We start from the raw sequence: 24,236 nt of genomic DNA, 5'->3' as shown, positions 1-24,236 counted from the left end.
AAGGAACAGCATGGCAGAAGTAACGGTAAAATCACTGGCAGCAGAGATCCAAACTTCGGTTGAGCGCCTGGTACAGCAGCTGGCTGACGCAGGCATTAATAAATCACCCGACGACTCTGTGAGCCCCCAGGAACGCGAAGCGCTGCTGGCTCATTTAAACCGTGAGCACGGCGGATCTTCCGGTAAACTGACGCTGCAGCGTAAAACTCGCAGCACGCTGAGTGTCCCGGGCACCGGCGGTAAAAGCAAGTCAGTGCAGATTGAAGTCCGTAAAAAGCGCACCTATGTGAAGAGCGACGCGGCGGCCCAGCAGGCGGAAGCCGAGGCATCGGCGAAGCGCGAAGCGGAAGAACAGGCGAAACGCGAGGCAGAAGAGCAGACACAGCGTGAGATGGCCGAACAGGCCAAGCGTGAAGCTGCAGAGCAGGCCAAGCGTCAACAAGAAGAACAAGCCAAACGTGAGGCCGCTGAAAAAGCTAAGCGTGAAGCAGCGGAAAAAGAAAAAGTGACTAACCAACATACCGACGAAAAAACTAAAGCTGCGCAGGCGGAAAAGGCCAAGCGCGAAGCTGAAGCCGCTGAACTGAAACGCAAGGCTGAAGAAGAAGCGCGCCGCAAGCTGGAAGAAGACGCCCGTAAGGTGGCTGAGGAAGCTCGCCGTATGGCCGAAGCTAACGAAGGCAAGTGGACCGAAAACGCTAGCGAAGAAGATAACAGCGATTACCACGTGACCACCTCTCATCACGCTCGAGAAGCGGAAGATGAGAACGATCGCCAGGTTGAAGGCGATCGCCGTGCACGCGGCCGCGGTGGCAAAGCGGCCAAGCAGAAGAAAGGCAGCAAGCTGTCTGAGTCTAAGGCCGATCGCGAAGAGGCCCGCGCGGTCAACCGCGGCGGCAAAGGCGGTAAGCGCAAGCCGAGCTCGCTGCAGCAGGGCTTTACCAAACCGGCCCAGGCGGTTAACCGCGACGTGGTGATCGGTGAAACCATCACCGTGGCTGAGTTGGCTAACAAGATGGCGGTGAAAGGCTCCCAGGTCATCAAGTCGATGATGAAGATGGGCGCGATGGCGACCATTAACCAGGTTATCGATCAGGAAACTGCTCAGTTAGTCGCTGAAGAGATGGGCCATAAGGTGATCCTGCGTCGTGAGAACGAGCTGGAAGAGGCGGTGCTGAGCGATCGTGATACCGGCGCTGCGGCTGAGCCGCGTGCGCCGGTCGTGACCATCATGGGCCACGTTGACCACGGTAAAACCTCTCTGCTGGACTACATCCGCTCCACCAAGGTGGCGGCGGGCGAAGCCGGCGGTATTACCCAGCATATCGGTGCGTATCACGTACAGACCGATAACGGCATGATCACCTTCCTGGATACCCCGGGGCACGCCGCGTTTACCGCAATGCGTGCGCGCGGCGCCCAGGCGACCGATATCGTCGTTCTGGTGGTAGCGGCCGATGACGGCGTGATGCCGCAGACCATCGAGGCTGTCCAGCATGCCAAGGCCGCCGGCGTTCCGCTGGTGGTGGCGGTGAACAAGATCGATAAGCCGGAAGCCGATCCGGATCGCGTGAAGAATGAGCTGTCCCAGTACGGTGTTATGCCGGAAGAGTGGGGCGGTGAAGCCCAGTTCGTCCATGTCTCCGCGAAAGCAGGGACCGGTATCGACGACCTGCTGGACGCCATCCTGCTGCAGTCCGAAGTGCTGGAGCTGAAAGCGGTGCGTAACGGCATGGCCAGTGGCGTAGTGATCGAGTCCTTCCTGGACAAGGGCCGCGGCCCGGTGGCGACGGTGCTGGTACGTGAAGGTACCCTGCACAAGGGTGACATCGTGCTGTGTGGCTTCGAGTATGGCCGCGTGCGCGCCATGCGTGACGAACTGGGCCGTGAAATCACGGAAGCCGGTCCGTCCATTCCGGTTGAGATCCTCGGGATGTCCGGTGTGCCGGCTGCCGGTGATGAAGCGACCGTGGTGCGTGACGAGAAGAAAGCCCGTGAAGTGGCGCTGTACCGTCAGGGCAAGTTCCGCGAAGTGAAGCTGGCGCGTCAGCAGAAAGCCAAGCTGGAGAACATGTTCTCCAACATGGTGGAAGGCGAAGTGTCCGAGCTGAATATCGTGCTGAAAGCCGACGTTCAGGGCTCTGTCGAGGCGATTGCCGACTCTCTGCGCAAGCTGTCTACCGATGAAGTGAAGGTGAAGATCGTGGGCTCTGGCGTAGGGGGTATCACTGAAACCGACGCGACCCTGGCCGCAGCGTCCAACGCCATTCTGCTGGGCTTCAACGTCCGTGCCGACGCCTCTGCCCGCCGCGTGGTGGAAACCGAGAACCTGGATCTGCGCTACTACTCCGTGATCTATGATCTGATCGACGAAGTCAAGCAGGCGATGAGCGGTATGCTGGCGCCGGAGTACAAGCAGGAAATCATCGGCCTGGCGGAAGTTCGCGATGTGTTCAAGTCACCGAAGTTTGGCGCTATCGCCGGCTGTATGGTGACTGAGGGCGTAGTCAAGCGTCACAGCCCGATCCGTGTTCTGCGCGAGAACGTGGTTATCTACGAAGGCGAGTTGGAATCCCTGCGTCGCTTCAAGGATGACGTCAACGAAGTGCGTAACGGCATGGAGTGCGGTATCGGCGTGAAGAACTACAACGACGTCCGTCCGGGCGACGTGATCGAAGTCTTCGAGACCATCGAAGTGAAACGCTCTATCGACTAAGTCTGTCGCACCGCCCGGGTCGGGCGGTGGATACGCGTTACAACAGCATATGCTAATCGGGGGGCTCAGGCCCCCTGTTTGTCTGGAGAAACTATCATGGCAAGAGAATTTAGCCGCACTCAGCGCGTGGCGCAGGAAATGCAGAAAGAGATCGCCATTATCCTGCAGCGTGAGGTCAAAGATCCGCGGGTTGGCATGGCGACGGTATCCGGCGTCGAAGTCTCACGCGATCTGGCCTATGCCAAGGTGTTTGTCACCTTTTTGAACGACGGTGAGCCGGAGACGGTAAAAACCGGTCTGAAGGCGTTGCAGGATGCGTCCGGTTTTATCCGCATGCTGCTGGGTAAAGCGATGCGTCTGCGCGTGGTGCCGGAGCTGACGTTTGCCTATGACGCCTCGCTGGTTGAGGGGATGCGCATGTCCAATCTGGTGAGCAACGTGGTGAAAGACGATGAGGCGCGCAGGACCGCCGCCGATCGCGATGAGGAGGCGTAATGTCTCGACCCCGTCGCCGCGGCCGCGATATTAACGGCGTCCTGCTGCTGGATAAAGGGCAGGGGATGTCCTCTAACGATGTGCTGCAGAAGGTAAAGCGCATCTATAACGCCAACAAGGCGGGGCATACCGGCGCGCTGGATCCGCTGGCGACTGGGATGCTGCCGATTTGCCTGGGTGAAGCGACCAAGTTTTCTCAGTTTTTGCTGGATGCCGACAAGCGCTATCGTGTCGTCGCCCGCCTGGGGCAGCGTACCGATACCTCCGACGCCGATGGTCAAGTGGTGTGTGAGCGACCGCTGACATTCAGCGAGGCCGAGCTAGCGCAGGCGCTGGAGGGGGTCCGCGGCCCTGGTCGCCAGGTACCCTCTATGTATTCGGCGCTCAAGTACCAGGGGCGCCCGCTGTACGAATATGCTCGTCAGGGGATCGATGTGCCGCGCGAATCGCGTGAGATCACGGTGTTTGAGCTGCGCTTTATCCGCTGGGAAGGGGATGAGCTGGAGCTGGAGATCCACTGCTCCAAGGGCACCTATATTCGCACCATTATCGACGATCTGGGCGAAGTGCTCGGCTGCGGCGCGCACGTTATCTATCTGCGGCGCCTGCAGGTTTCCGGCTATCCGAGCGAGCGGATGGTCACGCTGGAGCAGCTGCAGGCGCTGCTGGCGCAGGCGCAGCAGCAAGAGCGCGATCCCCGCCTGCTGCTCGATCCGCTACTGCTGCCGATGGATACGGCCGCCGCGCACCTGCCGGAGGTGAATCTGTCGGAGATCGTCGCTGGCTATATACAGCTGGGGCAGTCGGTACAGACGCCGGACCTGCCGCAAAGCGGCATGGTGCGCATCAGCGTCGGGGCGGCGCGCCGCTTTATCGGCGTCGGTGAGGTGGACGAGCTGGGGCGCCTGGCGCCGCGCCGTATGGTAGTGGCATCGCGCCTCTCCGAGGACGATCCGGTCTGAGATTTGCGGCGTGCCAACCGCGCTCAGAATCGGCTGATTTCTTGCCAATGGGCGGGGTGCAGAGTAGAATAGCGCGGCTTATACATTGGGTTGCTGAATTAGAGATCGGCGCCCGTTTTTTAAACTTTTCAAATTTGGAGTTCTATAATGTCTCTAAGCGTTGAAGCGAAAGCTAAAATCGTTGCTGAGTTCGGTCGTGATGCCAACGACAGCGGTTCCACCGAAGTGCAGGTTGCACTGCTGACCGCGCAGATTAACCACCTGCAGGGCCACTTCGCTGAGCACAAAAAAGATCACCACAGCCGTCGTGGTCTGCTGCGCATGGTTTCCCAGCGTCGTAAGCTGCTGGACTACCTGAAGCGTAAAGATGTAGCACGTTACTCCAGCCTGATCGAGCGTCTGGGTCTGCGTCGCTAATCTAACGATTTTCTGAAGCAAAGGGGCCAACGTTGGCCCCTTTCTTCTAGGAAGCAATGGCAAATCAGGTTAATGTATTGTCGTTGCAGATAAAAAGGGTGTAGCCGGCGTCTTGTTACAGAGGTTCGCGCGGCTAATGCAAGCCGCCGTCTGGGGACGGCGCTTTGCATTAGTCGCGAGAATGTGACAACGCCTCCGGTTATATAAAGGCACCGTTCCGCAGGGGTGGTGCGCGATAGATACAAGGAATATGACTTTGTTAACGCCAACCGTTCGCAAATTCCAATACGGCCAGCATACCGTTACGCTGGAAACCGGCATGATGGCACGCCAGGCTACCGCAGCCGTGATGGTGACCATGGATGACACCGCGGTATTCGTTACCGTGGTTGGGGCGAAAAAAGCCCGTGAAGGTCAGGACTTCTTCCCGCTGACCGTTAACTACCAGGAGCGCGCCTACGCGGCCGGTCGTTTCCCCGGCGGCTTCTTCCGCCGTGAAGGCCGTCCGGGCGAAGGTGAGACCCTGACCGCGCGTCTGATCGACCGTCCGATCCGCCCGCTGTTCCCGGAAGGCTTCCTCAATGAGGTGCAGGTCGTTGCGACCGTAGTTTCCGTGAATCCGCAGGTCAGCCCGGATATCGTGGCGATGATCGGTGCATCCGCGGCGCTGAGCCTGTCTGGGATCCCGTTCAACGGCCCGATCGGTGCCGCTCGCGTGGGTTACATCAACGATCAGTACGTGCTGAACCCGACTCAGGATGAGCTCAAACAGAGCCGTCTGGATCTGGTGGTGGCCGGTACCGACAACGCCGTGCTGATGGTGGAATCTGAAGCCGATCTGCTCAGCGAAGATCAGATGCTGGGCGCGGTGGTCTTCGGCCACGAGCAGCAGCAGATCGTCATCGAAAATATCAAAGCGCTGGCCGCCGAAGTCGGTAAACCGCGCTGGGAATGGCATGCGCCGGAAGTGAATGTTGCGCTGCAGCGCCGCGTGGCCGAGATGGCCGAGGCCCGCCTGGGCGAAGCCTATCACATCACTGAAAAGCAGTCCCGCTACGCGAAAGTTGACGAGATCAAAGAGTCCGTCATCGCCGATCTGCTGGCGGAAGACGATGCGCTGGATGCCGGTGAGATCAGCGATATCCTGGGTGCGTTGGAGAAAGCCGTGGTGCGTGGCCGCGTTCTGCGCGGTGAGCCGCGTATCGATGGCCGTGAGAAGGACATGATCCGTGCGCTGGACGTGCGTACCGGCGTACTGCCGCGTACCCATGGCTCTGCGCTGTTTACCCGTGGCGAAACGCAGGCGCTGGTGACTGCGACCCTGGGCACCGAACGCGATGCGCAGAATATCGATGAGCTGATGGGCGAGCGCACCGACCGTTTCCTGCTACACTATAACTTCCCGCCGTACTCCGTCGGTGAAACCGGGATGATGGGCTCACCGAAGCGCCGTGAAATCGGCCATGGCCGTCTGGCTAAGCGCGGTGTGCTGGCGGTAATGCCGTCTCAGGATGCGTTCCCGTACACGGTGCGTGTGGTCTCTGAAATCACTGAGTCCAACGGTTCCTCCTCTATGGCCTCTGTCTGCGGTGCCTCTCTGGCGCTGATGGACGCCGGTGTGCCGATCAAAGCTGCCGTAGCGGGTATCGCCATGGGTCTGGTAAAAGAGCAGGATAACTTTGTCGTTCTGTCTGACATCCTGGGTGACGAAGACCACCTGGGCGATATGGACTTTAAAGTGGCCGGTAGCCGCGACGGCGTGACCGCGCTGCAGATGGATATCAAGATCGAAGGCATCACCCGCGAGATCATGCAGGTTGCCCTGAACCAGGCCAAGGGTGCGCGTCTGCATATCCTGGGCGTGATGGAGCAGGCGATCAATGCGCCGCGCGGCGATATTTCCGAATTCGCCCCGCGTATCCATACCATTAAGATCAATCCTGAGAAAATCAAGGACGTGATCGGTAAGGGCGGTTCTGTGATCCGCGCGCTGACGGAAGAGACCGGTACCACCATCGAAATCGAAGATGACGGTACCGTGAAGATCGCAGCGACCGACGGTGATAAGGCCAAACACGCCATTCGCCGCATCGAAGAGATCACCGCCGAGATCGAAGTGGGCCGTATCTATCAGGGTAAAGTGACCCGTATCGTTGACTTTGGCGCCTTTGTGGCCATCGGCGGCGGTAAAGAGGGTCTGGTTCATATTTCTCAGATCGCCGACAAGCGCGTAGAGAAAGTGACCGACTACCTGCAGATGGGTCAGGAAGTGGCTGTTAAGGTGCTGGAAGTCGACCGTCAGGGTCGCGTACGCCTGAGCATCAAGGAAGCTAACGCCAGCGCAGCTGCGGGTCAGGACGCACCGACTGACGCAGAGTAATCTCGTTGGTATTACGGCTTCCCATTGTTGGGAAGCCGTTTGTTACGCTATCGCAGGATGCGATGGCACGTTGATGGATGATAGGAAGTTTATCCGTGTTGGTCTTCGGGAGTTGGGAAATGAAGCCTATCTTGCGCTGGTGTTATGTTGCGACAGCAATTCTGTTGGCAGGATGCAGCAACGCTGATTGGCGCCAAAACGAAGTACTGGCCATTCCTTTGCAGCCCTCGCTGCAGCAGGAGGTAATGCTGGCGCGCATGGAGCAGATCCTTGCCAGCCGAGCATTAACGGATGATGAACGCGCACAGCTTCTCTATGAGCGCGGAGTACTGTATGATAGTCTCGGACTGAGGGCGTTAGCGCGTAACGATTTTTCGCAGGCGCTGGCCATTCGTCCTGATATGCCAGAGGTTTTTAACTATCTGGGTATTTATTTAACGCAGGCGGGCAACTTTGATGCCGCCTATGAAGCGTTTGATTCTGTACTAGAGCTTGATCCAACTTACAGCTATGCGCGTTTAAATCGCGGTATTGCCCTCTACTACGGCGGGCGGTATTCGCTAGCGCAAGATGATCTGCAGGCGTTTTATCAAGACGATCCCAACGATCCGTTCCGGTCGTTATGGCTTTACCTGGCTGAGCGTGAGCTTAATCAGGAGCAGGCGCTTACGGCGCTAAGCCAGCGCTATAATAAAGCGAACCGGAGTCAATGGGGATGGAATATTGTCGAATTCTACCTGGGCAAAATCAGCGAGAAAACGCTGATGGAACGCTTACAGGCAGATGCAACGGATAACACTTCGCTCGCTGAGCATCTCAGTGAAACTGACTTCTATTTAGGTAAACATTACCTGAGTCTGGGGGAAAAGAGCAGTGCTTCTGCATTGTTCAAACTGACGGTGGCCAACAACGTTCATAACTTTGTTGAGAACCGTTACGCACTGTTGGAATTGGCCCGCTTGGGTCAAGAGCAAGACGACATACCAGAATCGGACCAGCAATAAGCTGACGGGCATTTATATCCTTAAATCATTGATTTAATCGTCCTAACGGGCGAGGTTTTTTTGTTCGTCATTTCATCTAATTTGAGCCGGTTCACACTTTTCAATGAAAAATGTTGTTCGTTTTCTAGACGAGTTATGCAGACTGGCCGCCATTGCACATGAGGCACGTTTACATGGCTGAGTTCGAAACTACTTTTGCTGACCTGGGGTTAGCCGCACCTATTATTGAAGCCCTGAATGATTTGGGCTATGAGAAGCCGTCACCGATTCAGGCGGCCTGTATTCCCCACCTGCTGAACGGGCGCGACGTGCTGGGCATGGCGCAGACCGGCAGCGGTAAAACGGCGGCGTTTTCCCTGCCGCTGCTGAACAATATCGATCCGTCCCTGAAAGCACCGCAGGTACTGGTGCTGGCGCCGACCCGCGAGCTGGCGGTACAGGTGGCTGAAGCCATGGCGGATTTCTCTAAGCATATGCACGGTATCAACGTGGTTGCCCTGTACGGCGGCCAGCGTTATGACGTTCAGCTGCGCGCCCTGCGTCAGGGGCCGCAGATCGTGGTCGGTACGCCGGGCCGTCTGCTGGATCATCTGAAGCGCGGTACGCTGAGCCTGACCAGCCTGCGCGGACTGGTGCTGGACGAAGCCGACGAAATGCTGCGTATGGGCTTTATTGAAGACGTTGAGACCATCATGGCGCAGATCCCGGCGGAGCATCAGACTGCACTGTTTTCTGCCACCATGCCGGAGGCGATCCGACGTATCACCCGTCGCTTTATGAATGAGCCGCAGGAAGTGCGCATCCAGTCTAGCGTGACGACCCGCCCGGACATCAGCCAGAGCTACTGGACGGTGTATGGGATGCGTAAAAACGAAGCGCTGGTGCGTTTCCTGGAAGCGGAAGACTTTGATGCGGCGATCATCTTCGTGCGCACCAAGAACGCCACCCTGGAAGTGGCCGAAGCGCTGGAGCGTAACGGCTACAGCAGCGCGGCGCTGAACGGCGACATGAACCAGGCGCTGCGTGAGCAGACCCTGGAGCGCCTGAAAGACGGTCGTCTGGATATCCTGATCGCGACCGATGTGGCCGCCCGTGGGCTGGACGTCGATCGCATCAGCCTGGTCGTCAACTACGACATCCCGATGGATGCCGAGTCCTATGTGCACCGTATCGGCCGTACCGGCCGCGCCGGTCGCGCCGGCCGTGCGCTGCTGTTCGTTGATAACCGTGAACGCCGTCTGCTGCGCAACATTGAGCGCACCATGAAGCTGACCATTCCAGAAGTGGAACTGCCGAACGCCGAGCTGCTTAGCACTCGCCGTCTGGCCAAGTTTGCTGCCCGTGTTCAGCAGCAGCTGGAGAGCAGCGATCTGGATCAGTACCGTGCGCTGCTGGCCAAGCTGCAGCCGGAAGATGAGCAGGATATGGAGACGCTGGCCGCCGCGCTGCTGAAGATGGCGCAGGGCGAACGTCCGCTGATCCTGCCGCCGGACCCGGTGGTTGAACGTCGTCCGCGTCGTGAATTCCGCGAGCGTGATGAGCGCGGTGGCGATCGCTTCGCCCGTCGCGAGCGCGATGAGCGCGGCGGTGAGCGCCCGCGTCGTGAGCGCCGCGAAGTCGGTGATATGGAGCTGTATCGCATCGAAGTGGGTCGTGACGATGGCGTCGAAGTTCGTCATATCGTGGGTGCAATCGCTAACGAAGGCGATATCAGCAGCCGCTATATCGGCAACATTCGTCTGTTCGGTTCGCACTCCACCATCGAGCTGCCGAAAGGCATGCCGGGCGATCTGCTGACGCACTTTACCCGTACCCGTATCCTGAACAAGCCGATGAATATGCAGCTGATCGGTGATGCGCCGGCGCGTGAGCCGCGTCGTGAGCGCGGTGGTGAGCGTCGCAGCTTCGGCGGTCGCGACGGTGGTCGTGATGGCGATCGCCGCAGCTTTGGCGGTCAGCGTCGTTTCTCTGACGATCGCCGCGGCGATCGCGGGTTCAATCGCGATAGTCGCAGCACCCGCTCAGACGACAATGGCCACAGCCGTCGTCGCTTCAACGATGCGTAATCGGCAGCGATAAGCGCATAGAAGGCCAGCCCTCGGGCTGGCCTTTTTTATGGCCCAGGCCTATGCGGTTCACTGGTTTTTTATTTTGAAATTTTCTTGAATAATAAAAAAAACAGCATAATCAACTAAAATGTGCGCTGTATCTATAAAAAAACGAGATCGGCGGCACACTTTTCTTCCCGACGCCTTTTTTCTTGTTCGTCCTCCCATCTTCGTCTCGATAGAAAAAGAAAATAGATATCAATAAGTTATTAATATATTCCTTATTCATATAAAAAATATTTTTACCTTTTCCTCTTTATGTAGGTAAATATTCAAAACATCCGCCTTTATGGAGAAAGTTTTTTATGTGACCTCCAATGGCAGAGCGATGAGTTGAAAAATTTTTCTCCCGCGACGGCACTATGATCACATCACAATAATAATGCCTGCACCTCATGATGTTATTGCGCCATCGCTCTGCCGCGCGGCATCCGATTCTGTAAATCATAACGATGATAATTCCCTACAGGCGGCTCCGGCACGGTAGAGACAGACTCCTATTGGCCACGGATCCCGCCGTTGAAATGGCAAGTGAGAGCGACGATGGAAACGACACAAATGAGCAGTGTGGCACTGACAGATCATCCCGCCGTCCCCCGGGACGGTATGAGCGACAGCGAGTGGCGGGAGGCGACCCGTTTTGACAGTACCGATGTGGGCTGGGTGATTATGAGCATCGGGATGGCGATCGGGGCCGGCATCGTCTTTTTGCCGGTTCAGGTTGGGTTGATGGGACTGTGGGTTTTCCTGCTGTCGTCCGTCGTGGGTTATCCGGCGATGTATTTGTTTCAGCGCCTGTTTATCAATACCCTGGCCGAGTCGCCGGAGTGCCGTGATTATCCCAGCGTGATCAGCGGCTACCTGGGAAAAAACTGGGGGATTTTACTGGGAGCGCTCTACTTCGTGATGCTGGTGATTTGGATGTTCGTCTACTCCACCGCCATTACCAATGACAGCGCCTCCTACCTGCACACCTTCGGCGTGACGGAGGGGCTGCTCTCTGAAAACCCCTTTTACGGGCTGGCGCTGATCTGTGTCTTGGTGGCCATCTCCTCGCGCGGTGAGCAGCTGCTGTTTAAGCTTTCCAGCTTTATGGTGCTGACCAAACTGTTGGTAGTGGCCGCACTGGGGATTGCCATGGTCGGAATGTGGCATCTGTATAACGTGGGTGCGCTGCCGCCGCTGGGGCTGCTGGTGAAAAATGCGGTGATCACGCTGCCGTTTACCCTGACCTCGATCCTGTTCATTCAGACGCTCAGCCCGATGGTTATCTCATACCGGGCGCACTGCAAATCGCGCGAGGTGGCCCGCTACAAGGCGCTGCGTGCTATGAACATCGCCTTTGGCGTTCTGTTCGTGACGGTCTTCTTCTACGCGGTCTCCTTCACGCTGGCGATGGGGCATGACGAGGCGGTTAAGGCCTATCAACAGAATATCTCCGCGCTGGCTATCGCCGCGCAGTTCATCGACGGTGGGGCCGGCAACTGGGTCACCGTGGTGAGCGTTATCCTGAATATCTTCGCGGTGATGACGGCATTCTTTGGCGTGTATCTGGGCTTTCGCGAAGCCACTCAGGGAATCGTGATGAACCTGCTGCGGCGCATGATGCCGCCGGAGCGAATTAAGGGGCGTTGGGTTCAAAACGGCATCATGGTGTTTGCCGTTCTGCTGGCCTGGGGCGCGATTATCCTCAATGCGCCGGTGCTGAGCTTTACCTCCATCTGCAGCCCGATCTTCGGGATGGTGGGATGCCTGATCCCCGCCTATCTGGTGTACCGGGTTCCGGCGCTGCATAAGTATAAGGGCGTATCCCTGCTGGTGATTATCATCACCGGGCTGCTGCTGTGTATCTCGCCGCTGCTGGCCTTTTCCTGAGGGATAACGTGCAACGATAGCGGTAACAACCAAAGGTTTAAAGCATGAATACGATACAAAACGCCTGTGATACTGACGCGCTGTGGGCGGAGTTTATTCGCGCCGTGCGTCATGAGGTCAAGCCGGCCGTCGGCTGTACCGAGCCAGTCTCCCTGGCACTGGCCGCCGCCATCGCGGCGCGTCAGCTGGCTGCGCCGGTGGATCGCGTTGTCTGCCGCGTGTCGCCCAACCTGATGAAGAACGGTATGGGGGTCACGGTACCGGGTACCGGGATGGTCGGCCTGCCGATCGCCGCGGCGCTGGGAGCGCTTGGAGGGGACGCGGACGCTGGACTGGAGGTGATTAAACACGCCTCTGCCGAGTCGGTAGCCGCCGCCCGTGCGCTGCTGGCAGAGGGCCGCGTTAGCGTCGGTATGGAGCAGCCCTGTGAGCAGGTGCTGCTCTCCTGCGCCCGGGTTTACGCCGGTGAGGCGTGGGCCGAGGTGACCATTGCCGGCGATCATACCCGTGTGGTGCATATTGCGCATAACGATCGCGAGATCTTTCGCGCCGCCGATGTGGCGAACGCCGCGACGACGGCGGAATACTGTCTGGCCCGGGCCTCGCTGGCGCAGGTCTACCGCTTTGCCTGCGATGTCCCGCTGGCGCGTATCGCCTTTATTCTGGATGCGGCGGAGCTGAACGGTGCGCTGTCGCGTGAAGGGCTACGCAGTCGCTATGGTCTGCACATCGGCGCTACGCTGGCCCAGCAGCGTGAGCGTGGCCTGCTCTCTCACGATCTGCTCAGCGAGATCATGATCCGTACCTCTGCGGCCTCCGATGCGCGTATGGGAGGGGCGGTGCTGCCAGCCATGAGCAACTCGGGATCGGGCAATCAGGGGATCACCGCGACCATGCCGGTGGTGGTGGTCGCCGAGCACATGCAGGCTTCGCAGGAGCAGCTGGCGCGAGCGCTGATGCTGTCGCATCTGACGGCGATCTACATCCACAGTAAGCTGCCGACGCTGTCAGCCTTGTGCGCCGCCACGACGGCGGCGATGGGCGCTGCGGCCGGTATCGCTTGGCTGATCGACGGCCGCTATGAGGCGGTCGCCATGGCGATCGGCAGCATGATCGGCGACGTGAGCGGAATGATTTGTGACGGGGCTTCCAACAGCTGCGCGATGAAGGTCTCCACCAGCGCCAGCGCCGCGTTCAAGGCGGTGCTGATGGCGCTGGACGACAGCGCGGTGAGCGGCAATGAGGGGATCGTGGCCCACGACGTGGATCAGTCGATCGCCAACCTGTGCGCGCTGGCCAGCGGCGCGATGCGCCAGACGGATACCCAGATTATTGAGATCATGGCGCGCAAGGCCTCGTGAGCCACGGCGGTGAGACGAAGTCAAACGGGCGCTCAGTGCGCCCGTTTTGTCAGGCTGGCTCAGTTTGACAGGGTCAGCCCGGCCAGCTGGTGCCAGTAGCCGTTGCATTCGGCCTGACGCGCCAGCGTCAGCGGCGCTTCTCCCTGCTGGTTCGCTCGGAAACGGCTCAGCATCTCCAGCGTCTCGTCCCCCTGCGGAGAAAGGCGTACGATATCGACTAATCCCTGCATCTCCCGCAGCTGGTTGCCCAGATTGTAGCAATAGCCGCTCAGGGTCTGGATCCCGTTGAGGACAAAAACCTGCTGCTGCTCCTGGGACAGGACCCGTCGCCCTTGGGGATAGCGAATGCAGCAGGTGTCGCACTCATCCTTGGGCAGGTTTTCCGCGCGGGCGGTAAAGCAGCGGGCGGAGTAGGCCAGCGGCAGATGACCGTAGGCGAAGACTTCGGTCTCAAACTGCCCGAGGATCCCCAGCTCATCGCACTGTTGGCGAATGTTGCGTAGCCAGTCGCGCGACAGCTCTACCGGCATGCACCAGCGCACCATCCCTTGTCGCAGCAGCAGGCGCAGCGTGACGGCGTTATAGCAGTTGAGCGCGGGGCCAGCGACAAACGGCAGATGCCGCTCGGCGGCCATGTTGACTGCCGCCAGATCGTTGGCCTCGATCAGAAACTCTCCGTTCTCGATATAGCGGCGTAGCTCGCTCAGCTCCGAGGGCGCCTGCAGCAGCGCCAGGGTCGACAGAACCACCTGTTTTCCGCTGTCAGCCAGCGTGCGGGCCAGAGCCAGCCAGTCGCTGGACTTCATGGCCCGCCGTTTGCTGCAGACCGTCTCGCCCAGATAGATGATGTCGGCCTCGCTGACGGCGGCGGCCCGATAGAAAGCCTCCAGGCGGGCCTGTGGCCAGCAGTACAGTACTGCGCCGAGTGCGAATTGCATGGTCGGACTCCTTACTGCCATCGGCGGTGATAGGCGCCGAGGGTGGTCTGCGCACCTTCTGAAACGGCGCCGAGCGCCTCCATCCAGGCGGCGTCGGGGGTGAAGTGTTCGGGATCGCGGCGGCAGCGATCGATAGCCTGCCGCCATACCCGCGTTACCTGGCTGACATAGGCCGGGCTGCGCTGGCGACCCTCGATTTTAACCGAGGCGATATTGGCCTCCATTAGCGCCGGCAGCAGCGCAAGCGTATTCAGGCTGGTCGGCTCCTCCAGCGTATGGTAGCGCACGCCGTCAACCAGATAGCGTCCCTTGCACAGAGTGGGATAGCCCGCATTTTCGTCATTGGCATAGCGATCGATCAGGACGTCGTTGAGGCGGGACTCCATGCCCTGCGGTGTCTGCTGCCAGCGCACGAAGCGGGCGGGGGAACAGGCGCCGACGGTATTGGGAGACTCTCCGGTCAGGTAGGAGGAGAGGTAGCAGCGTCCCTCGGACATGATACACAGGCTGCCGAAGGCGAAGACCTCCAGCGGCACCGGGCTGCAGCGCGCCAGCTGCTTTACCTGATGCAGCGAAAGCACGCGCGGCAACACCACGCGTGCGACCGCAAAGTGGCGCTGGTAGAAGCGGATCGCCTCCTCGTTAGTCACCGATGCCTGCACCGAAACGTGGCGCTCAATGTGGGGATAGCGCTCGGCGGCGTACTCCAACATGGCCAAATCGGCGAGGATCAGCGCGTCAGCGCCCAGCTGGGCGGCCATATCTACCGCCCGCTGCCAGCGGATATAGCCGTCGGGATGGGCAAAGGTGTTGATCGCGATATGCAGCTTGCGGCCGCGTTGGTGCACATACTCCAGCGCTTCCTGCAGCTTTTTCTCATTAAAATTGAGGCCAGCGAAATGGCGGGCATTGGTATCGTCTTTCAGTCCAATATAGACAGCGTCGGCACCATTCTCTACGGCCGCCTTGAGGGCGGGCAGGTTGCCGGCGGGGCACAGCAGCTCCATAGGTGAATTCCTGAGTTTGGCCACGGATAGCGCCGGGCGTGGCGTGTTAGGGGATGGATATCGACACCGCGGCCCGGGCGGTGTCCTGTCCGCTAAGGTGTCATTCTAGATAAAATGTTATGTAATTGTTTTGATTTCAGGCAGTTTCCGGCGTGTTGAGTCACTGTTACCAGGTGGCCTGTGCAATGGCGGCGGCGGTGTATTAGTCCGTGACAATGACGGGCCTTTTTGTTGATATAAGACGCAGTCTGCATGGGCGGTTGTGGCAGAATAGACGCTGTCTGATCAGAAGGAGTCACTGCGGTGTTGGAACAATTGCGAGCACGCATCGTGCGTCAGGGGCCGGCATTTTTGAGCCTGCCGTTAAAAGTTACGCCGTTTGTCCTGCAGCGGCATGTGTTGGAGCAGCTGCTGGCCTGGCAGTTTCGCCAGGCGCTGGCCGAGGACGAGCTGGCGTTTCTCGACGGGCGCTGGCTGCAGGTTGACGTGCGCGATCTCGGTCTGCGCTGGTTTGTCACCGTGCAGCAGGGGACGCTGCACGTTGGTCGTCATCAATCGGCGGATGTCAGCTTCAGCGCGGATGCTAACGATCTGATCCTGATCGCCGCCCGCAAAGAGGATCCCGATACGCTTTTCTTCCAGCGTCGTCTGCGTATTGAGGGCGACACCGAGCTGGGGTTGCAGGTGAAAAATCTGATGGACGCCATCGATCCTGAGCTGATGCCGGCGCCGCTACGCCTGGCGCTGATACAGCTGGCTGATTTTGTCGAGGCCGGTCTGCGGGAGGGCACGCCGATCGCTGCGCGTGCGGTGACATCATGCTGATCCGGGCTGAGATCCCCGTCGATGCGCCAGGCATTGACAGGTTGCTGCGCCGCTGTTTTACGGGCGCTGACGAGGCCGAGCTGGTCTCTTGCCTGCGTGAGGACGGGCTGCTGACCCTCGGGGTCGTGGCCACGGATGATGAGGGGGGCGTGGTCGGCTATGCCGCCTTCAGCCCGGTGACGGTCGGCGGTGAGGAGTGCCAGTGGGTTGGACTGGCACCGTTGGCGGTGGATGAGGCCTACCGCTGTCAGGGGATCGCAGAGCGGCTGGTCTATGAGGGGCTGGATACCCTGAATGAGTTCGGCTATGCCGGTGTGACGGTGCTGGGGGAACCACACTACTATCAGCGCTTTGGCTTTGTTAATGCGGCGCAGCACGCTCTGCACTGTCGCTGGCCGGGATGCGATGCGCTCTTTCAGGTATACGCGCTGGCGCCGCAGGCGCTGGAGCAGGCCCGCGGGCGCATCGAGTACGCCGAGCCGTTTAATCGTTTTTAAGCCTGTGCGGTGGGTGCCGATCCCGCCGCTTATCTTCTGAACGCTTGTCGTTCTTCCCCGCTGGGTCTATCATGCTTCCCCCCGTTCGCCTGCCGGCGGGCGGGGGAGTAAGTCAGCCTGCTCCACGCATTTATCGCCATCGTCTGCGCCTCTCGCCGCGCCTGATCGCGTATTGGGCGTTTCACTGCCGTACTGCCGTACGCATCCGGGCCATAGCCCAGACAGCGGCGGTATCATCTGTGTTTCGCCCGCAGCTCCGCGCCGTGGACAGCGCCTCCTTTAACAACAAAAAAAACGGTGCGTGACACCGTGATGACAGGGGTACAGGATGAGTGTTAATACACCGACACTAATCACGTTTCTAATTTATATCTTCGGCATGATCTTGATCGGTCTGCTGGCCTATCGCGCCACCAATAACTTCTCTGACTATATTTTGGGGGGACGCCGTTTGGGCAGCGTGGTGACCGCGCTCTCCGCCGGGGCGTCGGACATGAGCGGCTGGCTGCTGATGGGACTGCCGGGTGCGATCTTTGTCGCCGGCTTGTCGGAGAGCTGGATCGCCATCGGACTGGTGCTGGGTGCCTACCTTAACTGGCGCATCGTGGCCGGGCGCCTGCGGGTGCACACCGAGCTGAACAATAATGCGCTGACGCTGCCGGACTACTTTACCCAGCGTTTTGAGGATAAGCAGCGTATTCTACGTCTGATTTCAGCGTTGATTATTCTGGTATTTTTTACCGTGTACTGTGCCTCCGGCGTCGTCGCCGGGGCCCGTCTGTTTGAAAGCACCTTTGGCATGAGCTACGAAAGCGCGCTGTGGGCCGGCGCGGCGGCGACGATTGCCTATACCTTTATCGGCGGTTTCCTGGCCATCAGCTGGACGGATACCGTACAGGCGACCCTGATGATTTTTGCCCTGATCCTGACGCCGGTGATGGTGGTGGTCAGCGTCGGCGGCTTTGACGATGCCATGAACGCCATTGCGCAGCGCAGCCCGGCCTATCTGGATCTGTTCCGTGGACTAGACTGGGTGGCGATCGTCTCCCTGATGGGATGGGGTCTGGGCTATTTTGGGCAGCCGCATATTCTGGCGCGATTTATGGCAGCGGACTCCCACCATACGATCCGTAAGGCACGTCGAATTAGCATCGTGTGGATGATCTTTTGTCTGGGGGGGCGGTTGCGGTCGGCTTCTTCGGTATCGCTTTCTTCTCTACGCACCCGCAGCTGGCGCTGGAGGTGCACGAAAACAAAGAGCGGGTCTTTATCTCCCTCTCCAAGCTGCTGTTTAATCCATGGATTGCCGGGATTCTGCTGTCGGCTATTCTGGCGGCGGTGATGAGCACCCTGAGCTGCCAGCTGCTGGTAAGCGCCAGCGCGGTGACCGAAGATCTGTATAAGGCATTTTTGCGCAAGCATGCCAATCAGCGGGAGCTGGTGATCGTCAGCCGCACCATGGTGATGCTGATCGCGCTAATCGCCATCGGACTGGCGGCCAACCCGCACAACTATGTGCTCGATCTGGTGAGCTATGCCTGGGCCGGCTTCGGCGCCGCCTTTGGCCCGGTGATTATTATCTCCCTGCTGTGGCCGGGCATGACGCGTAACGGCGCGCTGGCCGGGATGCTGGTAGGGGCGGCCACCGTGGTCGTGTGGAAGCAATATGCCTGGTTCCACCTGTATGAGATCATTCCCGGCTTTATTCTGGCCTCGTTGGCTATCGTGCTGGTCAGCCTGGTGGGTAGGGGGCCGTCGCCGCAGATGCGGGAACGTTTTGCGCAGGCGAATAAGATTTACCTGACGAAGTAAGGTAGCCGCCGTTGGCTAACCACGGTAACAGATGGAGAGGCTGGTCGGCGACCAGCCTCTCTTTTTGTTTCTTGCTCAGCTGATTAACGCAATACTCCAGCCGTGCGGCCAGCTCGCGCGAGAGCGCGCACTGGTATGCTAGCGTCAGCGGTCCTTTGCCGCGCAGTGCCTTGGCTCCCCGACCCGACTGATGCTGGCGGAGGCGGCGCGCGACGTCGGTGGTGATACCGGTATACAGCGCACCACCGGCGGTACGCAGCATGTACAGATACCATCCATTATGCGCTACAGTATTCTGCATTGGGATCTCTCGGTGGGAAACGGAGGGATCAGTGTACGCGACGGCGGCGCCGGGGACGAGCCCCGGCGCGGCGGTAGGAGAGGGAATGAGCAACGACGAGACGTTGGCGGCCATCCGGCGCTTCCTGACTCGCCAGCACATTGTGACGCTGGCCGCCGGGCAGGAGGAGGCGCTGTGGTGCGCCGACTGTTTTTATGTGCTGGATGCGCCGACGATGACGCTGTACCTGCTGACCTCGCCGGCGTCTCATCACGGGCAGCTGATGTCGGCCAACCCTCGGGTTGTCGGTACGGTGGCGCATCAGACGCGCAGCGTGGCGAAGATCCAGGGAATACAGTTTCACGGCCGGATCGCGTGCCTTGGCGGAGAGGCGGCAGCGGCGGCGTATGCTGCCTACTATCGCCGTTTTCCGCTGGCGAGGGCTAGGCCATCGCCGGTCTGGGGACTGCGTCTGATGCGGGTGAAGATGACCGACAATACCTGTGGCTTTGGCCATAAGCGTCACTGGGCCCGCGAGGGCGAGCCCGTGGGGGTATACTAAGAGTAGCTATCGCTGTGCGAGACGTCGGCGCGGAACGGGCGATCCTTTCCGTCGTTGACGGTGTATACCGTGGCGGAAGCCGCCAAAAAACAGGGAGGAGTCACCGATGAACGTATTGCTTCTTGGGGCGACCGGTCTTATCGGGCGTACGCTATTGACGCTGCTGGCGTCAGAGCCCCGCGTTACCCAGATCTATGCGCCGACGCGTACGGCGTTGCCGGCGTCGGCCAAGCTGATTAACCCCGTCGGCGCAGATATTTGCCGGGCTATGCTGGACTGGGATACCCCCTGCGACGTAGCCTTTTGCTGCCTGGGAACCACCCGCAAAGCGGCCGGCAGCGACAGCGACTTTCGCTACGTGGACTACTCGCTGGTGGTCGAGTGCGGCGCGGTCGCGCTGCAGCACGGCTGCCGCCACTATGTAGTGGTCAGCGCGCTGGGGGCCAATGCCCAATCGCCGTTTTTGTACAGCCGCACCAAGGGGGAGATGGAGCAGGCTTTAGAGCGGCAGGCCTGGCGACGGCTCTCTCTGCTGCGCCCTTCCCTGCTGCAGGGGGAACGGGCCAAGCCGCGTCTGCTGGAGCAGATCTCCGAGCCGCTGTTCCGCCTGCTGCCTGAAAAATGGAAGGCGATCGAGGCCGATAGCGTGGCGCGTGCCATGCTGCACTGTGCGCTGTACCCGGCGGGGTATCGCCTGCAGATCCTGGAATCTGAGCAGGTGCAGCGTCTGGGAGAGACGGCGGCGGGTGCCGTCTGAGCCCGGGGCGGCTCAGCGCAGGTAGTGGACGACTTGATTGCTGCTGCCGCGCCAGATCAGCATGGGATCTTTGAGATCCTGTACAAACTTGCCGTCCACCAAGACATTGATCAGCTTCACCACGGCCTGCTGTTCCGCCGTGAGCTCTTCCAGGCGATAGCCCGTCCACAGCCAGATGTCTTTACCGCGGCACTCGGCGCGTACCCGCTGTACCAGGCGTAGGATCGTCGCCACGTTGTGCGGGTGCAGCGGGTCACCGCCCGAGAGGGAGAGCCCCTGATGGTTAATCCGGGTATCGTTGAGATCGGCAATGATGCGATCCTCCAGCGCCGCCGTGAACGGTACGCCGGAGTCCAGGCGCCAGGTGGCTTTGTTATAGCAGCCGGGGCACTGGTGGACGCAGCCCGCAACGAACAGCGTGCAGCGGGTGCCCGGGCCGTTGACGACATCGACCGGATAATACTGATGGTAATTCATGATGTTTGTCCTGCGGGGCGCCCCCCGCAAAAGCAACCGGGCAGCGGACTGCCCGGGATGGGATGGCGATCGACCAGGCGCGTTTAGCCTATCTGACCGTTGTTCAGGTGCTTGATGCGGCGCTTCACTTCTTCCTGCTTGCCGGCGTTGAACGGACGCGCGTCCGGGCTGCCCAGATAGCCGCAGACGCGGCGGATAACCGATACCTTGGTTGAGTCATGGTTACCGCATTTCGGGCAGGTAAAGCCTTTGCTGGTACACTCAAACTCGCCGGTATAGCCGCATTCATAGCACTCATCGATCGGCGTGTTGGTTCCGTAGTAGGGAACCCGGCTATAGCTGTAGTCCCAGACATCCTCCAGCGCCTTCAGATTGTGCTGCAGGTTAGGATATTCGCCGTAGCAGATGAATCCACCGTTAGCCAGCGGAGGGTAAGGCGCCTCAAAGTCCAGCTTGTCGTAGGGATTGACCTGCTTCTCCACGTCCAGATGGAAGCTGTTGGTGTAATAGCCCTTGTCGGTGACCCCGTCAACGAGGCCAAACTCGGCGGTATCCAGGCGGCAGAAGCGGTCGCACAGGTTTTCACTCGGCGTACTGTACAGGCTGAAGGCATAGCCGGTCTCCTGTTTCCAGGTATCGGTAGCCTGACGCAGACGCTCGACGATGGCGATAGCCTTGGCGCGCAGCGCCGCATCGTCAAAAACGTGCGTCTGGGTGCCAAACAGGGCGTTGATGGTCTCATGGATCCCGATATAGCCTAGCGATACGGAGGCGCGGCCATTTTTAAAGATATCGGCGATGGCGTCATCCGCTTTCAGGCGTACGCCGCAGGCCCCTTCCATATACAGGATCGGCGCAACGCGGGCCTTCACCCCTTCCAGACGTGCGATGCGGGTCATCAGCGCCTTGCGGGCCAGCTCCAGACGGCGGTCGAGCAGCTTCCAGAAGGCCGTCTCATCACCCTGGGCCTCCAGCGCAATGCGCGGCAGGTTAAGGCTGATGACCCCCAGGTTATTACGCCCGTCGTGGATCATCTCGCCGTTCTCTTCGTAGACGCCAAGGAAGCTACGGCAGCCCATCGGGGTCTTGAAGGAGCCGGTGACGTTGACGACCTGATCGTAGTTGAGGATGTCCGGATACATGCGCTTGCTGGCGCACTCGAGGGCCAGCTGCTTGATATCGTAGTTCGGATCGCCGAACTTGTGATTGAGTCCGTCGCGAATGGCGAAGACCAGCTTGGGGAATACCGCGGTCTTACGGTTTTTACCCAGGCCTGCGATACGGTTCTTCAGAATCGACTGCTGGATCATCCGCGACTCCCAGCTGGTGCCCAGGCCGAAGCCGAAAGTGACAAACGGGGTCTGTCCGTTGGCGGTATGAAGGGTATTTACTTCATACTCCAGCGACTGGAACGCATCGTAGCACTCTTTCTCGGTGCGCGCGTGGGCATAGCCTTCTACGTCGGGGATATTCCACTGTTCGGCGATTTGGCGATGCTTGGCGAAGCTGGCGCTGACGAAGGGAGCCAGCACCTCATCGATACGGTTGATGGTCGTTCCGCCATAGATATGGCTGGCAACCTGCGCGATGATCTGTGCGGTAACGGCGGTGGCGGTAGAGATGGACTTCGGCCGCTCGATTTCTGCGTTGCCCATCTTAAAGCCGTTAGTCAGCATGCCTTTCAGATCGATCAGCATACAGTTGAACATGGGAAAGAACGGCGAGTAGTCGAGATCGTGATAGTGGATCTCTCCGCGCTCATGGGCCCGCACCACGTCACGCGGCAGCAAATGCTGTTTGGCATAGTGTTTGGCGACGATCCCCGCCAGCAGATCGCGCTGGGTTGGGATAACCTTACTGTCTTTGTTGGCGTTCTCATTGAGCAGGGCCGCGTTGCTCTGTTCGATCAGTCCGCGAATATCCTGATTAAGACGGCCACGCTGCTCACGGGCAACGTCACGATCGTGACGGTACTCGATGTAGGCGCGCGCAAGCTGCTTATAGTTGCCCGCCATCAGTTGGTTTTCTACGGCGTGCTGGATATCGTTGATATCCACACGCTCGCGATCGGCCATCTGCATAGCGACTACGCGGGCAACGGTTGCGCAGTAATCGGCATCATCCACGTCAGCTGCCTGCGCTGCACGCAGCACCGCTTCCTTGATACGCTGTTCGTTGAAGGGTACCTGACAACCGTCCCGTTTAATCACTATAGGTTTCACCGTTTTCTCGCTCCTGTGATTGTGGTGTGCATCCATCTACCGGTTATCCACAGCACAAAGCCGCGTGAAATCAGGCTTTACACGCGTTGTGTGGATGCTTTGTGGATAACTACTATATATAGGTGTTTGTTTACTTCAGAGACACTATATATGGGAATGACGATTTGATAAAGCAAATTTTATTGACCTGAATCAATGATTTTTAGCATCGGTAGAATCGTTATACAGAGGGTGATCAGCACCATTTTTTAATAATGTAATAATAAATTTTTGTATAAAAAATGTGCTAATGGTCACATGGGATAATCTATGGATGCGTATATGCCGCCCGCGTCAGCGCGGGAGCACGTCGTCGATAAGAGGGCATCAGCGGCGCGCAGCGGGTCCGTACGCGAAGATGCCGGCGGCGATCATGGGTAGAACGTACGGCGTGCCAAACGCAGGGTGCTCCACAGGCCCACGGCCCGTTTTATACCGCTGAGCAGACGGGAGGGATGACGGGCTGCGTAAACGGCGGCCAGGCCAGCGGCCAGCGACAGGGCGCGACGCAGGCGCCACAGCGTGGTCAGGGTGCGGTCCACGTTGATGCACAGCCGCTCGGCGCGCAGCGACTCGGTATGCAGATCCACGCGTTGCTGCGCGATTTTTTGCAGCAGTCGCGCCTTTTCAGCGGCCAGGGCCTGACGTTGACGGTTCATGACTTCTCCCGGCGCTCCAGCAGCTGGCGATCGATCTCAAGCTGTTTGCGGGTGGCTAGCAAAAAAGTGGAACGGCGCGCTTTTGTCAGCGTCCAGATCGCACCGACGCAGGCCAGCAGCAGCAGCAGAGCGGTGGCTATCCCCAAGGCCATCAGGCGATAGGCTGGCTCGACGGCCCAAAACAGCAGTACCAGCAGGCACATCAAACCGAAGGCGGTGAACAAGAGCGTGACGCCAGCCATCAGCAGCAGCTGAATGAGGTTGGCTTTCTCCTCTTCCAGCTCGACAACCGCCAGACGTAAACGGGTTTCCGTCATACCGACCAGCAGGGTGACGATGCGCCGAGCTGTACCCAGGATCCCGGTGGCGGAATCCTGGGCGGGGGAGGTGTCGCCTGCCATTAGCGACGGGCCAGCAGCACGCCAAGCACTACGCCGACGGCGGCGCCGATGCCAACGCCGGTCCAGGGGTTATCCCGGACATAGTCATCGGCTCGCCCGGCCATTTCTCGTGTCTGGGTCGCCACGTTTTCACCGGCCTGACTCAGGCGCTCACGGCTGTTGTGCAGCGCATCATGGGCGCGGGCGCGCAGTTTTTCCAGTTCGGCCTTGGGCTTATCTGTGGATGAGTTGAGGACATCTTCCAGCGCGTCAGCCAGGGATTTCAGCTCGGCACGCAGATGTTCAGCGGTGGAATCGTTAGTCATTCTTACGCTCCTTCACGTTACTGATTAGGACCTTCAACATAGCGAGCTTTTACAGAGAGTGCAAAGGGTATAGCTACATAACATTCTGTAATAACTTAGCTTTGTCGTAACATATTGCAGACGGTCAGCGTCGCGCC

General features: G+C 59.3%; 22 protein-coding genes and 1 pseudogene. 15 read left to right on the top strand and 8 right to left on the bottom strand.

What is annotated here, in order from left to right:
• Positions 1-10: 10 nt before the first annotated feature.
• The 10 genes from infB (at position 11) to QY76_RS00825 (ending at position 13,318) form a co-directional block, all read left to right on the top strand.
• The gene (gene infB / locus QY76_RS00865) at positions 11-2,716 is read left to right on the top strand and encodes a translation initiation factor IF-2 (protein ID WP_034162882.1); all 2,706 of its coding nucleotides are present in this window, start codon (positions 11-13) and stop codon (positions 2,714-2,716) included.
• A 96-nt stretch (positions 2,717-2,812) separates the two neighbouring features.
• Positions 2,813-3,211: a 30S ribosome-binding factor RbfA gene (gene rbfA, locus QY76_RS00860; RefSeq protein WP_034162881.1), complete on the top strand. Its 399-nt coding sequence runs from the start codon at positions 2,813-2,815 to the stop codon at positions 3,209-3,211.
• On the top strand, positions 3,211-4,173 hold the full coding sequence (gene truB / locus QY76_RS00855; RefSeq protein WP_045425401.1) for a tRNA pseudouridine(55) synthase TruB: 963 nt from the start codon (positions 3,211-3,213) through the stop codon (positions 4,171-4,173). The genes rbfA and truB overlap by 1 nt, the downstream gene beginning before the upstream one ends.
• A gap of 147 nt (positions 4,174-4,320) precedes the next feature.
• Complete coding sequence (gene rpsO / locus QY76_RS00850; RefSeq protein WP_005281373.1) at positions 4,321-4,590, top strand: 30S ribosomal protein S15; 270 nt, start codon at positions 4,321-4,323, stop codon at positions 4,588-4,590.
• A 256-nt stretch (positions 4,591-4,846) separates the two neighbouring features.
• Complete coding sequence (gene pnp, locus QY76_RS00845; RefSeq protein WP_034162879.1) at positions 4,847-6,970, top strand: polyribonucleotide nucleotidyltransferase; 2,124 nt, start codon at positions 4,847-4,849, stop codon at positions 6,968-6,970.
• Between the two features lie 119 nt (positions 6,971-7,089).
• Positions 7,090-7,974: a lipoprotein NlpI gene (gene nlpI / locus QY76_RS00840; RefSeq protein ID WP_012847283.1), complete on the top strand. Its 885-nt coding sequence runs from the start codon at positions 7,090-7,092 to the stop codon at positions 7,972-7,974.
• 103 nt (positions 7,975-8,077) lie between these two features.
• Positions 8,078-8,155: a protein YrbN gene (gene yrbN, locus QY76_RS19655; protein WP_107775295.1), complete on the top strand. Its 78-nt coding sequence runs from the start codon at positions 8,078-8,080 to the stop codon at positions 8,153-8,155.
• Entirely contained in the window at positions 8,148-10,040 is a 1,893-nt protein-coding gene (locus QY76_RS00835; protein ID WP_034162878.1) for a DEAD/DEAH family ATP-dependent RNA helicase, read from the top strand. Before yrbN ends, QY76_RS00835 begins: the two co-directional genes overlap by 8 nt.
• Before the next feature lie 585 nt (positions 10,041-10,625).
• A complete protein-coding gene (locus QY76_RS00830) occupies positions 10,626-11,957 on the top strand; it encodes an amino acid permease (RefSeq protein ID WP_034162877.1) in 1,332 nt (443 codons plus the stop codon).
• A 44-nt stretch (positions 11,958-12,001) separates the two neighbouring features.
• On the top strand, positions 12,002-13,318 hold the full coding sequence (locus QY76_RS00825) for a serine dehydratase subunit alpha family protein (protein ID WP_034162876.1): 1,317 nt from the start codon (positions 12,002-12,004) through the stop codon (positions 13,316-13,318).
• Positions 13,319-13,377: 59 nt separating this feature from the next.
• On the opposite strand, the gene QY76_RS00820 is transcribed toward QY76_RS00825, so the two are convergent.
• Entirely contained in the window at positions 13,378-14,256 is an 879-nt protein-coding gene (locus tag QY76_RS00820; RefSeq protein WP_034162875.1) for a U32 family peptidase, read from the bottom strand.
• A gap of 11 nt (positions 14,257-14,267) precedes the next feature.
• A complete protein-coding gene (locus tag QY76_RS00815) occupies positions 14,268-15,263 on the bottom strand; it encodes a peptidase U32 family protein (protein WP_034162874.1) in 996 nt (331 codons plus the stop codon).
• Positions 15,264-15,566: 303 nt separating this feature from the next.
• Here QY76_RS00815 and QY76_RS00810 point away from each other — a divergent pair, with 303 nt between their 5' ends.
• The 3 genes and pseudogenes from QY76_RS00810 to putP all read left to right on the top strand — a co-directional run bounded on the left by QY76_RS00810 (position 15,567) and on the right by putP (position 18,397).
• On the top strand, positions 15,567-16,088 hold the full coding sequence (locus QY76_RS00810; RefSeq protein WP_034162872.1) for an SCP2 domain-containing protein: 522 nt from the start codon (positions 15,567-15,569) through the stop codon (positions 16,086-16,088).
• The gene (locus QY76_RS00805; protein WP_034162870.1) at positions 16,082-16,585 is read left to right on the top strand and encodes a GNAT family N-acetyltransferase; all 504 of its coding nucleotides are present in this window, start codon (positions 16,082-16,084) and stop codon (positions 16,583-16,585) included. Before QY76_RS00810 ends, QY76_RS00805 begins: the two co-directional genes overlap by 7 nt.
• A 328-nt stretch (positions 16,586-16,913) precedes the next feature.
• Positions 16,914-18,397 (top strand): annotated as a pseudogene (gene putP, locus QY76_RS00800) (sodium/proline symporter PutP).
• On the opposite strand, the gene QY76_RS17480 reads toward putP, so the two are convergent.
• Positions 18,318-18,698 (bottom strand): GIY-YIG nuclease family protein, encoded by a 381-nt coding sequence (locus QY76_RS17480; protein ID WP_071844092.1) that lies wholly within the window; start codon positions 18,696-18,698, stop codon positions 18,318-18,320. The pseudogene putP and the gene QY76_RS17480 overlap by 80 nt on opposite strands.
• An 85-nt stretch (positions 18,699-18,783) precedes the next feature.
• Between QY76_RS17480 and QY76_RS00795 the strand changes: the two genes are divergently transcribed.
• Positions 18,784-19,239: a YhbP family protein gene (locus QY76_RS00795; protein ID WP_045425380.1), complete on the top strand. Its 456-nt coding sequence runs from the start codon at positions 18,784-18,786 to the stop codon at positions 19,237-19,239.
• 106 nt (positions 19,240-19,345) lie between these two features.
• Positions 19,346-19,996, top strand: a complete 651-nt coding sequence (locus tag QY76_RS00790; RefSeq protein ID WP_034162866.1) for an NAD(P)H-binding protein — start codon at positions 19,346-19,348, stop codon at positions 19,994-19,996.
• Positions 19,997-20,008: 12 nt separating this feature from the next.
• On the opposite strand, the gene nrdG is transcribed toward QY76_RS00790, so the two are convergent.
• From nrdG to QY76_RS00765, 5 genes are all read right to left on the bottom strand, one after another.
• The gene (gene nrdG / locus QY76_RS00785; protein WP_034162865.1) at positions 20,009-20,473 is read right to left on the bottom strand and encodes an anaerobic ribonucleoside-triphosphate reductase-activating protein; all 465 of its coding nucleotides are present in this window, start codon (positions 20,471-20,473) and stop codon (positions 20,009-20,011) included.
• Positions 20,474-20,556: 83 nt separating this feature from the next.
• Positions 20,557-22,695 carry an anaerobic ribonucleoside-triphosphate reductase gene (gene nrdD / locus QY76_RS00780; protein WP_034162864.1) on the bottom strand — a complete coding sequence of 713 codons (2,139 nt, stop codon included), beginning with the start codon at positions 22,693-22,695 and terminating at the stop codon, positions 20,557-20,559.
• A 410-nt stretch (positions 22,696-23,105) separates the two neighbouring features.
• On the bottom strand, positions 23,106-23,393 hold the full coding sequence (locus QY76_RS00775; RefSeq protein ID WP_034162862.1) for a YqjK family protein: 288 nt from the start codon (positions 23,391-23,393) through the stop codon (positions 23,106-23,108).
• Positions 23,390-23,794 (bottom strand): phage holin family protein, encoded by a 405-nt coding sequence (locus tag QY76_RS00770; RefSeq protein WP_034162861.1) that lies wholly within the window; start codon positions 23,792-23,794, stop codon positions 23,390-23,392. Before QY76_RS00770 ends, QY76_RS00775 begins: the two co-directional genes overlap by 4 nt.
• Entirely contained in the window at positions 23,794-24,099 is a 306-nt protein-coding gene (locus QY76_RS00765) for a YqjD family protein (RefSeq protein ID WP_012847301.1), read from the bottom strand. The genes QY76_RS00770 and QY76_RS00765 overlap by 1 nt, the downstream gene beginning before the upstream one ends.
• Between the last annotated feature and the right edge of the window lie 137 nt (positions 24,100-24,236).

The sequence above is a fragment of the Edwardsiella sp. EA181011 genome, assembly GCF_000800725.1.
Classification (GTDB): Bacteria; Pseudomonadota; Gammaproteobacteria; order Enterobacterales; family Enterobacteriaceae; genus Edwardsiella; species Edwardsiella anguillarum.
Note: the sequence above shows the minus strand (reverse complement) of the source record. Positions and strands in the feature narration are given on the sequence as shown.

Coding starts and splice junctions, on each gene's coding strand:
- nlpI (WP_012847283.1), top strand. CDS start 7,090: ATGAAGCCTATCTTGCGCTGGTGTTATGTTGCGACAGCAATTCTGTTG.
- rpsO (WP_005281373.1), top strand. CDS start 4,321: ATGTCTCTAAGCGTTGAAGCGAAAGCTAAAATCGTTGCTGAGTTCGGT.
- QY76_RS00805 (WP_034162870.1), top strand. CDS start 16,082: ATGCTGATCCGGGCTGAGATCCCCGTCGATGCGCCAGGCATTGACAGG.
- nrdG (WP_034162865.1), bottom strand. CDS start 20,473: ATGAATTACCATCAGTATTATCCGGTCGATGTCGTCAACGGCCCGGGC.
- infB (WP_034162882.1), top strand. CDS start 11: ATGGCAGAAGTAACGGTAAAATCACTGGCAGCAGAGATCCAAACTTCG.
- QY76_RS00770 (WP_034162861.1), bottom strand. CDS start 23,794: ATGGCAGGCGACACCTCCCCCGCCCAGGATTCCGCCACCGGGATCCTG.
- yrbN (WP_107775295.1), top strand. CDS start 8,078: ATGAAAAATGTTGTTCGTTTTCTAGACGAGTTATGCAGACTGGCCGCC.
- rbfA (WP_034162881.1), top strand. CDS start 2,813: ATGGCAAGAGAATTTAGCCGCACTCAGCGCGTGGCGCAGGAAATGCAG.
- QY76_RS00825 (WP_034162876.1), top strand. CDS start 12,002: ATGAATACGATACAAAACGCCTGTGATACTGACGCGCTGTGGGCGGAG.
- truB (WP_045425401.1), top strand. CDS start 3,211: ATGTCTCGACCCCGTCGCCGCGGCCGCGATATTAACGGCGTCCTGCTG.
- QY76_RS00820 (WP_034162875.1), bottom strand. CDS start 14,256: ATGCAATTCGCACTCGGCGCAGTACTGTACTGCTGGCCACAGGCCCGC.
- QY76_RS00835 (WP_034162878.1), top strand. CDS start 8,148: ATGGCTGAGTTCGAAACTACTTTTGCTGACCTGGGGTTAGCCGCACCT.
- QY76_RS00815 (WP_034162874.1), bottom strand. CDS start 15,263: ATGGAGCTGCTGTGCCCCGCCGGCAACCTGCCCGCCCTCAAGGCGGCC.
- QY76_RS00765 (WP_012847301.1), bottom strand. CDS start 24,099: ATGACTAACGATTCCACCGCTGAACATCTGCGTGCCGAGCTGAAATCC.
- QY76_RS00795 (WP_045425380.1), top strand. CDS start 18,784: ATGAGCAACGACGAGACGTTGGCGGCCATCCGGCGCTTCCTGACTCGC.
- QY76_RS00790 (WP_034162866.1), top strand. CDS start 19,346: ATGAACGTATTGCTTCTTGGGGCGACCGGTCTTATCGGGCGTACGCTA.
- QY76_RS00775 (WP_034162862.1), bottom strand. CDS start 23,393: ATGAACCGTCAACGTCAGGCCCTGGCCGCTGAAAAGGCGCGACTGCTG.
- QY76_RS17480 (WP_071844092.1), bottom strand. CDS start 18,698: ATGCAGAATACTGTAGCGCATAATGGATGGTATCTGTACATGCTGCGT.
- QY76_RS00830 (WP_034162877.1), top strand. CDS start 10,626: ATGGAAACGACACAAATGAGCAGTGTGGCACTGACAGATCATCCCGCC.